This window comes from Deltaproteobacteria bacterium, from assembly GCA_040223695.1.
In the GTDB taxonomy this organism is placed as follows: Bacteria; Desulfobacterota_D; UBA1144; order Nemesobacterales; family UBA2774; genus JAVKFU01.
In genome coordinates this window covers 277,884-290,580 of sequence record JAVKFU010000018.1, presented here as the reverse complement: position 1 = coordinate 290,580, position 12,697 = coordinate 277,884, and the positions used below count along the sequence as shown (strand labels likewise).

At 49.2% G+C, this 12,697-nt stretch carries 13 protein-coding genes and 1 pseudogene; 6 read left to right on the top strand and 8 right to left on the bottom strand.

The features are described 5' to 3' along the window. Positions 1-134 precede the first annotated feature (134 nt). Both RIG61_10425 and RIG61_10420 read right to left on the bottom strand, forming a co-directional pair. A complete protein-coding gene (locus tag RIG61_10425) occupies positions 135-365 on the bottom strand; it encodes a hypothetical protein (protein MEQ9619575.1) in 231 nt (76 codons plus the stop codon). 91 nt (positions 366-456) lie between these two features. After that, complete coding sequence (locus RIG61_10420) at positions 457-1,176, bottom strand: hypothetical protein (protein ID MEQ9619574.1); 720 nt, start codon at positions 1,174-1,176, stop codon at positions 457-459. 311 nt (positions 1,177-1,487) lie between these two features. Between RIG61_10420 and RIG61_10415 the strand changes: the two genes are divergently transcribed. The 3 genes from RIG61_10415 (at position 1,488) to RIG61_10405 (ending at position 4,633) form a co-directional block, all read left to right on the top strand. After that, entirely contained in the window at positions 1,488-2,273 is a 786-nt protein-coding gene (locus RIG61_10415) for a DUF6503 family protein (GenBank protein ID MEQ9619573.1), read from the top strand. A 67-nt stretch (positions 2,274-2,340) separates the two neighbouring features. Beyond that, positions 2,341-3,747: a class II fumarate hydratase gene (locus RIG61_10410; GenBank protein MEQ9619572.1), complete on the top strand. Its 1,407-nt coding sequence runs from the start codon at positions 2,341-2,343 to the stop codon at positions 3,745-3,747. 100 nt (positions 3,748-3,847) lie between these two features. Continuing rightward, the gene (locus tag RIG61_10405) at positions 3,848-4,633 is read left to right on the top strand and encodes a glucose 1-dehydrogenase (protein MEQ9619571.1); all 786 of its coding nucleotides are present in this window, start codon (positions 3,848-3,850) and stop codon (positions 4,631-4,633) included. Between the two features lie 6 nt (positions 4,634-4,639). Here RIG61_10405 and RIG61_10400 read toward each other — a convergent pair whose 3' ends face one another. Beyond that, complete coding sequence (locus RIG61_10400) at positions 4,640-5,329, bottom strand: DUF4336 domain-containing protein (GenBank protein ID MEQ9619570.1); 690 nt, start codon at positions 5,327-5,329, stop codon at positions 4,640-4,642. A 44-nt stretch (positions 5,330-5,373) separates the two neighbouring features. Continuing rightward, on the bottom strand, positions 5,374-5,967 hold the full coding sequence (locus RIG61_10395; GenBank protein MEQ9619569.1) for a CDP-alcohol phosphatidyltransferase family protein: 594 nt from the start codon (positions 5,965-5,967) through the stop codon (positions 5,374-5,376). A gap of 376 nt (positions 5,968-6,343) precedes the next feature. On the opposite strand from RIG61_10395, the gene RIG61_10390 reads away from it, so the two are divergent. The 3 genes from RIG61_10390 to RIG61_10380 all read left to right on the top strand — a co-directional run bounded on the left by RIG61_10390 (position 6,344) and on the right by RIG61_10380 (position 7,783). Continuing rightward, complete coding sequence (locus RIG61_10390; protein MEQ9619568.1) at positions 6,344-6,781, top strand: hypothetical protein; 438 nt, start codon at positions 6,344-6,346, stop codon at positions 6,779-6,781. Positions 6,782-7,025: 244 nt separating this feature from the next. Further along, a complete protein-coding gene (locus RIG61_10385; protein ID MEQ9619567.1) occupies positions 7,026-7,307 on the top strand; it encodes a hypothetical protein in 282 nt (93 codons plus the stop codon). A gap of 65 nt (positions 7,308-7,372) precedes the next feature. Further along, complete coding sequence (locus RIG61_10380) at positions 7,373-7,783, top strand: cupredoxin domain-containing protein (protein MEQ9619566.1); 411 nt, start codon at positions 7,373-7,375, stop codon at positions 7,781-7,783. A gap of 30 nt (positions 7,784-7,813) precedes the next feature. Here RIG61_10380 and RIG61_10375 read toward each other — a convergent pair. From RIG61_10375 to RIG61_10360, 4 genes and pseudogenes are all read right to left on the bottom strand, one after another. Continuing rightward, positions 7,814-7,936 (bottom strand): annotated as a pseudogene (locus tag RIG61_10375) (hypothetical protein). 250 nt (positions 7,937-8,186) lie between these two features. After that, entirely contained in the window at positions 8,187-9,698 is a 1,512-nt protein-coding gene (locus RIG61_10370) for a DUF3943 domain-containing protein (protein MEQ9619565.1), read from the bottom strand. A gap of 175 nt (positions 9,699-9,873) precedes the next feature. Further along, positions 9,874-11,388, bottom strand: coding sequence for a DUF3943 domain-containing protein (locus tag RIG61_10365; protein MEQ9619564.1), 1,515 nt, complete (start codon positions 11,386-11,388; stop codon positions 9,874-9,876). An 82-nt stretch (positions 11,389-11,470) separates the two neighbouring features. Further along, on the bottom strand, positions 11,471-12,613 hold the full coding sequence (locus RIG61_10360) for a glycosyltransferase (protein ID MEQ9619563.1): 1,143 nt from the start codon (positions 12,611-12,613) through the stop codon (positions 11,471-11,473). Positions 12,614-12,697 lie beyond the last annotated feature (84 nt).

Below are 12,697 nucleotides of genomic sequence, written 5' to 3'. Positions count from 1 at the left end.
CTGAGAAAATTACGGGCGAATTTTTTAACGAAGATTTTACCGGTTAAAAGCATTGAGAAGTCTATTTTAGCAGAGTTTCGAAACATAAAACAGTGAAACCTATTAAATATAACAGAGGGAATAATGGGGAATTTTCATCCAGACCCCTCTGAGAGTTTTGACAAAAGGCTTTCGGGATGCTCGATTATATTATCCGCCAGAACTTTTGCGTCCTCCCACGTGGAGGACTTCCCTACCTGAATCACCTTCCCGGATGAAGCCCCCTTTGCAAAAACCGCTTCCGTTTTAGGATCCCAGATTATCTGCCAGTTGTCCCCCTCCATACTTCTTACCCACCCGAAGGGAAAAGTTCCAACGCCGACCACTTGCAAGACCCCCGTCTCAAGTATTTACGCCGAGATGCGCAAAAAGAAAAATATTATTAATTCGGTATTTGTCAATAACCGGTTTCGGAAGCTAGCGCACTTCCCTTACCACTTCCCTGGTGCCCGAGGGGTTGGTGAAAACGACCTCTTTGAATCCGCATTGCTTCATACGCTCCATCGCGGTTTTGCCCTCATGTACCGTGAGCAGAAACGGAGCGACAAACGACTTCCGGGAGGCGCAGTAAAGGCAGCTAAATACGATAGTCTCGTTAAACTCCCCCCTCGAAGAAATCTGCACAACGGGGTAGTCCTTTTCATATCGCCTGCTCCAGTCGTTGATACATACGATTCTGTTCGGATCGGGAAAGACCCGAGGCACTTCGACGACTATTTCCTGAAGCCCTCTGGCTCCTTTAAATATAGCCTTGTGAAAACCGCACTCCGACAACCGCATAAGCCCCGTTTTACCCCGGTATTCGGACTCCAGGAAAGGCTTCACAAAATGCTCTTCGAGGCTGCAGTCCGGACAGCTGAATATCGCGACCTCATCGTACTCGCCCCTCGTAGTAACGATAATTTCGGCTTTTTGCCTTTCGTAGAGTCTCGACCACAACTGCGCGCAGTACAGGCGCTGGGCCTCCGGTTCGATATCAACTATCTCAACCTCAAGCGCCTCCTCTATAGTCTCGGCCTGAGCCGTCTCATACGGAATCGAATCAGCGTTTTGTTCCTGCGCCGAAGGTGATCCTGCTATTATAGCCGCCATCAATAATGTAAAAAACGTAAAAGTTGCGCCGGGGAAATAGTTCATTCCGTTCATCCTCCACTTTTTTATCTTATTCTACAGCATTTTGCCGTCACATGGAATACCTTTAGTAACACATTAATTTCGGATTAAAACCCTCTTTAGATATTGACTAGTTATAATATGCAGTCTTTTGTTTTCCGAGCCGTCAGGTTTGAGAGATCCGAATGGGAAAGTTTACCGGAGCAGGGTTTCATGAAAGTGAATGCCAGCGGGGCGGATGCCGAGGAATCCGGGCATATCGTGTATCCTTGTCGTGTTTGCAGTATTCAAAACGGCGCATCATAAAATTGTGTTACTAAGACAGGAGGAGCAACATGAATACCGGTATCGGTAAATACATAATTTCAGCTTTAATATTCACTTTGAGCGTTTCTTTCATATCATTCGCGCAGATGGAGGAATCGTTACAGGCGCACGGCGGCCTCGATACATTCAACAGCTACGGCACACTCGAATACGATATGAAGTGGCGGTTCGGCCAGGACGGAGGTCTGACCGACCATCAGCTCATCGACCTCGACTCCCGTAAAGTGCTCATAACGGGCGATGGGTATAAAGTCGGCTTCGACGGGGCTGACGCGTGGATCACACCCGGCACGGACGCCCTTCCGCTTCCCGCAAGGTTTTATTCCTCGACCCCTTTTTACTTCTTCGGACTTCCTTTTCTCTTCGCCGACCCCGGCGTGAACCTGGAATCTCTCGGCACGGAAGAGCTTGAGGGAAAGGAATATAAAGTTGTTAAGGTTACTTATGATAAGGGTGTCGGAGATACCCCGGATGACAATTACGTAGCCTATATAGACAAGGACACGGGCACGCTGAAGCTCGTCCACTACATAGTCACCTACCCCGCTCTCACGGGCGGAAAACCGGTTGATGCGCTTGAGCGGCACGCGGCGGTTTACGAGAAGTGGCAGGAAAAGGACGGGCTTATGGTCCCGGAGAAAATCGTGCTTTATGACTGGAAAGACGGAATGCCGGGGAGTGAGCCGCGGGGTTCGATTTTATTTGAGAACGTGACCTTCAAAAAAGAAAATCCCGACCCTTCGGTATTTGCGAAGCCGGACGGGGCGGAGGTAGACAGCTCACATAAGCAGTAATAGAAAAAATCCCACATTGTGGCATAATTTAAACTCCCAAAATGAAATTCCAAGGAGGAGTGCTGTCATGGCCAGTAAAAATTTCAGGATTGAATCCGATTCTATGGGAGAGATGCAAGTCCCGGCTCAGGCATATTACGGGGCCCAGACCGCGCGTGCTGTAGAGAATTTTCCCATAAGCGGAATACGCAAGCACAATCAGCTGATCAAGGCTCTGGGAATGATAAAACGGGCCGCGGCTGAAACAAATATGGAGCTCGGACTTCTAACAAAGAAAACGGGAAACGCAATAGTAAAAGCCGCTCAGGAGGTGATCGACGGGAAGCTCGACGAACACTTCGTGCTGGACGTATTCCAGACGGGGTCCGGAACCTCCACCAACATGAATACGAACGAAGTAATCGCCAATCGGGCCAACGAGATTCTCAGAGCCGAGAGAGGGGACAAGTCGGGCGTACATCCGAACGACCATGTGAACATGGGACAATCGAGTAACGACGTGTACCCGACGGCGCTCCACGTCTCGGCAATACTGGCTATTGATTCCACCCTCCTGCCCGGACTCAAAACCCTGGAGAAAGCGCTTTCAGCGAAAGCCCGTCAATTCGACAAGATAGTAAAGATAGGCCGCACACACCTGCAGGACGCGACCCCGGTCAGACTCGGCCAGGAATTCGGCGGATACGCGAGCATGATCAAGCACGGCATCGGCAGGGTACAGCACGCAAGAGAAGAGCTCTCAGAGCTCGCTATCGGGGGCACGGCCGTCGGGACGGGTATCAATACGCACCCCAGGTTTGCCAGGCTCGTAGTAAGAAGGCTCGGCAAAATGGCCGGTGCGAAGCTGAGAGAAGCCGAAAACCATTTCGAGGCTCAGGGCTCTAAAGACGCAATAGTGGAAGCGAGCGGCTCACTCAAGACGCTCGCCGTGAGCCTGATGAAAATAGCTAACGACATAAGGTGGCTCGGTAGCGGGCCTCGCTGCGGAATCGGAGAAATCATTGTACCGGCGGTTCAGCCCGGATCATCTATCATGCCCGGAAAGGTAAATCCGGTCATTCCCGAAGCCGTGTGCCAGGTCGCAGCGCAGGTCATAGGAAACGACCTCACGATAACCATAGGAGGGCAGCTGGGGAATTTCGAGCTCAACGTCATGATGCCCGTTAAAGGCCATAACCTGCTTCAATCTATCGACCTGCTCGGAAGGTCGTCACAGGTATTCGCCGAGAAGTGCATCAAAGGCATCAAGGCGGACAAAAAGCGCTGTGAGGAGATGATCGAAAAGAGCCTCGCGATGTGCACCAGTCTCGCCCCCGTAATCGGATACGACAACGCGGCCAAGATAGCAAAAGAGGCCTATGAGACAGGCAGGACGGTGAGGGAGGTAGCTCTTGAGAAAGAGGTGCTTCCGGCAAAGAAACTGAACGAGCTGCTGGACCCGTGGTCGATGACAGAACCCGGAACCAAAAAGTAAAATCGTCTATTCAATCAACAGACGGAAAAAAGTTAAAGCCCGTTGAGCCCGAATGGATTTCAGCGGGCTTGTGTTATTCTTTTGGCAGAGGAGACACAAAATGAATGTAATGGAATTATTCGACCTCTCCGGCAAAACGGCGGTTGTTACGGGAGGCTACACCGGGATAGGTAGACAGATGGCGCTCGGTCTCGCCGAGGCGGGTGCGGACGTTGTAATTTCCGCGAGAAATCTGGACGGTTGTGTCCAGACCGCCAGGGAAATAAATGAGCTCACCGGCGTCAGAGCGCTCCCTGTAAAATGCGACGTCTCAAAGCCCGGCGACGTGAGAAACATGGTCGGGGAGACCGTCTCGAAGTTCGGCAAGATTGACGTTCTTGTCAATAACGCCGGTATAGCGGTGGGGGCCCTACCTCATGAAATGAGCGACGAGGACTGGGAGAGCATACTGAGCGTGAATCTGACGGGGACGTTTCTCTGCTGCAGAGAAGCCGGCAAGGAGATGATCAAGGCCGGGAGCGGAAAGATTATAAACGTATCCTCCATAATGGGATATCAAACCACCCGCCTTGTGAGCGCCCCTTCCTACGTGGCGTCCAAAGGCGGGGTTATCGCCCTTACCAAGGACCTTGCCGTAAGATGGATCCCCCACAACATAAACGTAAACGCGCTCGCCCCCGGCTGGTTCCCCACGAATATGACCGAGCCCGTTTTAAGCCCCGAGTTCATGGACAAGGGAAAAGAAATGCTTGATTCCATTCCTGCAGGGAGATTCGGAGGCGGGGACGATCTAAAAGGGGCGGTAGTCCTGCTCGCCTCGAGGGCCTCGGATTACATGGTGGGAGAAGTGCTTGTAATTGACGGGGGAGCCACGTCGAGATACTGACACCTACTACCCGAAACACCCAAGCGCCTTTCTGACCGCCTCATAACCGCCCTTCTCAACCATATCCTTGTGAGCGACAAGCACCCGGTCAAAATCCCACGAGAGAATTCTGTCCGCTGATTTTCTCGCCTTCTCCCTGTTTTTAAGGAACAGAAGGCGTGTCAGCCTCGAGACCCGGGGTTCCATATACACATCGTCGATTCGGGCAAAAATCCTTTGAGCGGTCGAGAGGTCATGAGAGAAATTAAAAATCAGATCGGCAAGTATCAACGTAGCGCTTTCAGGGTGAAAAAATACAACCTCGTTCAATAGAGGGATACCGCCGAATAAGAGATGCTCGACCTCGTCTCCCCATCCGTACTCAGTCCCGTCCGAAAGCACACCCGTAAATTTAATATCCCTCCGCTTCTCGGGCAGTCCGGGCGCAGCGTAAAGCTCCGCCTCCGGATAAGCCTTCACATAATCTCCGACATTTAAATGGTGAAACCTGTTGGGGGCAACGAGGTGCTTAACATTTCCAAGAGCGTTCAGCTCTTCACGGAGACTATCCGTTAAACGCACCGGGGAATGGAGAAACAAATCCCCCGATGCAAGCCTTATCACGGTCATGCGGCCCCCGAAGTCGATACCTAGAAGTGTGTGAGAGCTTTGGATGCTCCATATATCTTCGGCCAGTGCCGTAAGTTTTTTATTCAACCAGTTCTTCACCTTCCAGAACAATAGATATAGAGAAGGAGAATTTATGAAAGCCTTCCTTCCCTGTAAACATAAATTATCGATTTCATATGCTCGTCCACCCTTGAGCAAAAAAGCTGAAGAACAAGGGCTTCTACCGACGAGACTGTCAGCACGACAAATGCGATGTAGAAAAGTATCTCGTTGTACCCGAACATGAAAGCGAGAACGACGAATATGTAACCAGCGACACCGGCGGCTTTCGCGGAATAGAGATGGAGGTTTGCTATACGCCTGAATTTTATCCAGCCTACGATAATCGATAAGGCCTCTGCAACTATCCAGAGCGTAACGAGCACCCGGTGATCGAGGAATATTTCAGGCCTGAGTAAAACAATCCAGAAAACAGCCGAAATCACGACCGATGTGTCCGCGATTGAATCGAGCTTGCTTCCGTATTCGGTCACTGTCCCCGTTTTCCGCGCTATAAATCCGTCCAGAGCATCCGTCATGCCGGCTATCAGCAGCCCCGCGCCTACGTACCGAGGCAAATTCAAAAAAGCCGGGACCCACAGGACCGCAACCAGCAGGAGTCTCAGCACGCTCAGCAGGTTGGGAACGGTTTTTAACTCGTCAGGGTTCATTGTATTAACCTTCATCGCCAAAAAGCGTATTTAATTGCTGAAATTGCCCGGTGATTATTTTAATCGACTTTCCGATCGAAAAAAATTCAGTAAATAGAAAGCTGTTCTGCGGGTTTCCGGCGGAAGAGCAGTCTCTTGGCCGCACCGGACGAGAAACCGGGGAATCAGGCGGGATTTGCAGGTGCCAAGGGGCCTAACCTTCTTAAATAATTCTCAAATTTACCGCCCCTGGGAAAATATTAGCAGGTGCACCTCCCATTATTCCTTCGTCACACCTATATGCCTATAATCAAAGAATAATTTTTTTGTGCAATTGCGTACAAAAACCCTTGACATCCGTCTAAAGCTGATTATATTGTTCTTAAATCAAAATAAGTCAGGAGGTTGTACAATGTCTGAAACGACAAAAAAAGTAGCTTCAAAGGTAAAGGAGTTCTCAGAGCCGGCAAAAGAATTTTCCGGACTCGTAAAAGAAAATTATTTAAACGGCCTGGATTTCTCATTTTCGCTCTTTGAGCAGAATGTAAAGGTTTTCAATTCCCAGGTAGAGCATCTTTTTGGTTTAGAAAAAGAGTTTCTATCGAATGTCGGGGAGTTCTACAAGGACTTTCCAAAAGACCTTCCTTTCGCCAAAGACCTTCCGTACGAGGGTGGCGTAGAAAAAGCAACCGAGCAGCTTGACCGCTATATTTCCTACCGCAAAGAACATTTTGACACAGTTAAGTCAATGACCGAAAAATTCACGAAAGATGCGCGCGCGATTGCCCAGGAAAATGCTGAAAAGGCTTTCTCTGCATTCGGTGAATATTTCAAGGTATTCGGTATCTAACCGGGATTTGGAAGCTAAAGCTCCGGTCTTAAATATTCTTAAGAGATGATGGAATTCCAGGCGTGTGAAACCTTCACTCGCCTGGAATATCCCCCCGTTTGACCTCCAGTATCGAGACAGCCTAACCCTTTCACCTCGGAATGAAGATCCCCCCTCTTCAAGAAATTAGCGGCTCCTGTCAAAATCAATTATAATGTAATTTAAATTCATGCAACGGCTACAAATCCAGTTCCGGGGGTAAAACGTGATCCGCCTATTATCAATTACTTTCATAACCTTATTTTTAATCTTTCCTGTCCTGAGCTGCAGCACACTCAAAACCGGCAAGGACATCGCAATAGACAATCCGATTGATGAGTCGAGAAAGAAAAAATCGCTCAGCGAAGCGAGGCAGGAAGTGGAAAAGTCGAGAAGAATACTGGATCAATGTCTCGAAAATAATTCCGGTGACGAATCCAGATGCGAGAGCCAAAAAGCGAGCTACGACAAAGACGTCGAGGACTACGTCTCTCTTCAGACCAACTAATCAGGCGGCATGATAAATTCAGGATAAGCGGCATAAAGCTAAAAAACCGGAGAAGCGGAAAAACCATGAAAACAAAAATTATCATTAGTATTCTGGCTTTATTTTTATCTCACATGCATCCGGCTCTCGGAGCCGACGCCGAACCGCCTCCTCAAGCGGAGAACCGGGACATGGCTGCACAGAAAATAGAGATAGTAGTAGACAGCTATTCATTCACACCCGAGCACATAACCGCTACCGCCGGGATACCCGTTGAGATTACACTGAGGAGCGTTACCTCCCTTATCCCCCACAATTTCACTATAAACGACCCCGATTCCGGGCTCGACATAGATATAGACGTCCCTTCGGGTAAGGACGTAACCGTCACGTTTACTCCGTCAGAAAAAGGAAAATTTCAATTTTACTGTAACAAAAAGGGTATATTCGGCTCTCACATTAAAAAGGGCATGAAAGGATACATCGAAGTTCAATAGAAACTTACGGTGGCCGGTTTAAGTAAAGCCCTATTCTTCCCTGTCAGCCGCAAGCGAGGGAATACCCCCCAATTGCTGAAGTAAGCCTGATCTGTCCCGGTTTATCCGGACTTCGACAATCTTTCCTTCCGCGAAACGGTAGATTGAAATTCCCCTAACCGCAACCCCTTATTTACAGGCTTCATGCCCATGAATGCGTCTTTGTAGGTTAACCGTATGGTCCGTCCGGTTATGGATTTTCATTCTTTCACGGAGAATGTCGCTGTCAATCGACCAATGGAGGAAAGGAACATGGACTTTATTTCAAATATCCTGAAAACGCTTTATGCATCGCCTCGAATATGCTCTGTTTTTCAAAGCTCGCTTTAGCGGAAAATTTTTAGGGCCGCGCCCGGAGTCTGATTCAGAACCTGAGCTGAAAATCCAAAATGAAGTCAACATCGGACACGTCGGTTGTCGGACCCTCCACAGGAAACTGAACCGCGAAACCCGGGCTGTATTTCTTGCCGAATCTTATTCCCGGAGTGATAAATAAATCCGTTTTGTCCGAAGTGTCATCGGTGGTTATAGTGAAACCGTCGAATTCAAAATACACAACAGGGGACGCGGGCATGGGAACGTTTACCGCCACCGCAGCCTGGTAGCCTATCCTGAATTCAAAGTCATCTCCTTCGAAGTTCTTGGCGTTGAATATGAAATCGCTCCCGACGCTCCCCTGCATGCTCAGAGCCCCCCTCCAGAGGCCGAAAGAGATATAGGGAGAAGCCGTTACGGCGCGGAAAAGATAGTCCGGAAAGTCCCTCCTGTATTTTATCACCTGCTTGAGCCTGTCCTGACTGTCTGTAAAAGCGGTCGGGAAAAGCACCTCGACGCCACCCGTGACTGCCGCGTTTTCCGACTCAAACGCAACCCTCTTGACCCCGACTACGAGATTCCCCAATTCGAACCCGTCCCTGACTTTAACATCCCCTTCCTTAACATTATTGACACCGCCGTAGGGAATATCGAGATACACTCCCCACAACTTGCTTTCCGAGGGGAATTCGAGTCTTATCGGATACAGAATAAGCTCCCCGCCCAGATCCTTTTTAAGGTTGATTATCTCAAAGTCGATTCCAACCCTGCCGAGCGGGAGCGGGGGCTCGAAAAAAAGCGGGTACCCGAGCTCTATCGCGCGCTCCTTACTCGTAGAGATAGTAAAAGGACCATGGAACTCGAATGACCCTGACACGGGGTTCAGAATACCGATATTTCTGTTCTTAACGAAAAGCCTCATAGGATTGGCAACGTAAGCCGCAGCCTGCGCCGCCTTACTGTCCTGCTCTATCAGCCACTCGGAAAGCTTTTCCATTGTCCATCCGAGAGGAACACCCAGTGCCGGAGTGACCACGAGATCGACACCCGACGGTTCTATTACGGTTCCCTCAATTGCATACTCGAAAAGGGTGCTCTGAATCACCGAGCCGAGCGCCGAAGCCCAGAAGCTGTGTCCTCTCGCCCTGTAAAACTGATATGAAAGCATCCCGAAAAAAGGATGCAACACCCAGTTTACGGCGAAATCATCCCCGTCGTCCCATACGGGCTTACTCTTCAGGTTATGCCACCATTTCGAGAAAGACGCATCGAAAATTTTCTGATTCTTATCCCTTACGTACCAGAGCCTTCCAGCCCACTGTACCCCGTACCAGATAGTAGTATCGTACATATACTCCTTAAAACCGGCGGGCCTGAGGTCGGGTTCCCGGGAGACGCTGTCTTCATTACCCACCGGAATTACGACATCCTCCGAATCCACAGGCGCGTTCTTATCTTCGGACGAGAAGAGGTAGACAGGCTGGTCCGCGGCCGTTACCGGTCCTGCAGATAATATATAAAATAAAGTCAGCAGGGTAAGAAAAGAAACCCGTGTTTTCAAACCATCCCCCCTTTGGTTTTGAAAAAGAAAGTTACAACCTAATTGCAAGCTTAATATAAAAATCAGGTCATCATCGCTTATCAGCAATACTAACAAAAAAATCCTGAAATCAAAGAAAAATCTCAACAGGGCTTAATAAAGTCAATCCCGAAAGTGTGAGTGGCCTCTCAAAAAATTAGAATCTCACCTGGAAATCAAACAGATAGCTGAACCTGTCGACATCTTTATCCGGACCGGACAGAGGGAACTGCACTACGAATCCGGGGCTGTATTTCCTGCCGAATCTTATGCCTGAAGATGCGAACAGATCGGTCTTTTCGGACGTATCGGCGGTTAGCAGCGAATAGCCGTTAAACTCGGCGAATAACACCGGGGAGGCAACGACAGGGAAGTTCGCGCCGACGGCAGCGCCGTAGTCCAGTCTGAACTCGAAATCATTTCCTTCGAGATTACTCGCATTCAACACCCAGTCAGTGGCCACCATCCCCTGAAAGCTGAATATACCCTTCCACGCAGCTCCCGTAATATAGGGGGTTAACGTCCACGCTCCTTTCAGGTTGACCGGGAAATTCCTTTTAAAAAGCAGCACAGTCTGAAGTCGGTCGATGTTGTCTTTAAAAGCGGTCGGAAGCGTGACGCCCATCCCGCCCGAGAGCGCCGCATTCGACGCCTCATAAAGAAGAAATTTTCCGCCCACGACCAGATTCGAAAACTCGTACCCGTCTTTTATGTTGTCACCGTTTACCACTACTTCGTTAGTGCCCGACTGGGCAATCTGCACATAAACGCCCCACAGCCCGCTTGATGACGGAACGTCTATCCTTACCGAATAGAAAATAAACTGCCCGCCCAGGTCCTTCTTCAGGTTGACGACTTCGAGATCGGCCCTGAATCTGCCAAGCGGTAACGGCTCCTCGAGGAACAACGGATACGCGAGATCGACCGCCTCTTTCTTGCCGGGGGTAAATTCGAGAGGTCCGCTTACAGACATGAATGTTTTCGAAAACGGGTTATAGACACCGATCTGCCTGTCGTGAATGAAATTCCGCATAGGGTTCAGGATATGTCCGAGTATCTTGGCGGGTACGAAGCCGGTGGAAATAAGCCAGTCCGAGGATTCTTCGAGCGCCACACCAATGGGAACCCCCACAGCGGTAGTCGAAATGAGATCGGCGAGGGAAGGGGTCTCCACCAGACCTTCTATTGTATATTCGAACAGGACATTCTGAACCAGCGCCCCCAGCGCAGATCCCCAGAAACCGTGCCCCATTTGCCTGTAGTAAAGGTACTGTATGGAACCTATAATGGGATGCGTTACCCAGTTTGTAAAAAACGAATCACCGTCATCAAATTCAGGCCACTGTGTTATGTTGTCCCACCACTTAGATAACGAGGTATCGAATATTCTGCTGTTCTTGTTCCTTACATAAAAAAACCTTGCGGCCCATACAAAAGCATATGAGATTGCCGTGTCGCGTACAAATTCCTTTGTCCCTAAACGGTACTGCTGCGGATCATCGTATGTAAACCCGTTGTTTTCACCGGCGTTTTCCATTTCTTCGTAATCAGTATTTTCCGCCAGTGTGTAGTTGTTAAAAAGGTCTTCCGTCCTGAAATCCTCCTGTGCGGACGCCTGCGCCGAGAGTATAAAAAATAAGACTATACAGAAGAACCTGTTTATAATCCTCAACTAAAAACCCTTTATCTAAAATTTTTAATATAGATGGAAACCGAGCAGAAAAGATACCCTAAAAATTATATAATCAAAACATTTATGGGAGGTTAAGTAATTTTTTGGCTCTCTCCTCCCATGTGTATCCTCGAACGTCCTCTAAAGCCCTGACTGCCAATCTGTCGGCCAGAGCCGGGTTCTCAAGAATCTTTTTGATCCCCCCATGCAATTTATCGGAGCTGTCCGGCCTCACAAGCACTGCATTCACGCCGTCCTCGAGAATTTCACAAACGGAGGGAATCGCCGTAGCTACAATGGGGCGGCGGGATGCCATATACTCGAATAATTTTATTGGAGAAGTAAAATCCCTCGCTACCGTCCCCCCCCTGATCGTCATTCCGGATGTGTAAGGCATAACGAGAAGGTCAGAGGCGGAGAGATAAAGAGGTACAATTCGGTGATGAACAAAACCCTTTAAAATGAAATTTCCGGCCTGCTTTCGACGAGCTATTTCCCCGTAGCGCGCGACATCCCGTTCACGACCCCCCACAATAAGAAAAAGTACATCTTTCATCGTGAGCGAAACGTCGATTAAATACTCGATGCCCCTGCCTTCATATATATTCCCCGCGTAGCAGACTATGTTTTTATCCGAGGGAAGGCCGAGCTCCGCTCTGGCTTCTTCTTTTGAAGGGAGCCTATTAAAAGGGGCCGGATCTACGCCGTTGTGGGCAATTACGAGTTTTTCAGGCGGCAGTCCCTCCTCCAGATATATTTCGCCGAGACCTCGCGAGTTAGCCGTAAATCTGATCAGGCTCTTCGAGTCCTTAAAAGAATTGAACAGAAAACGCGCTCCCTTGACGAGAGGATGATGGGCGTCATAAACGGTTGGAATCCCGAATAACGAGGTCGCAAAATACGTAAATACGATATTCCTGGTCACCGCAATATCAAATCCGCCCCTCTTAAATCCCGCGTAAAGAGAGCCAAGCAGGCCGTGGACGATATTTCTCGCGCTCGAATTCCTGAAGTAGGGGAAAGAGGTAATCCTGAAGTTGGACTCCACTCCGTAATATTCCAGAATTTCTCCGTGCTTTTTGTTCGAGGCAATGGCAAGCTCGGTCGAAACCCCCAGCCGCCCCATGGCCTGACACATTTTCATTATGTGTATGGCGCTCGCCCCTTTGGAAAAGAGTTCCGGGCTCCCTACATACAACACCCTTAATGGCTTTTCATTCGTCATTTATTAACACGCGGCCCGTAAAAGCATATCGGTACATATTGCAGAGTGGTTATAGAATATTGACTAATCACTACGGAGTAAATA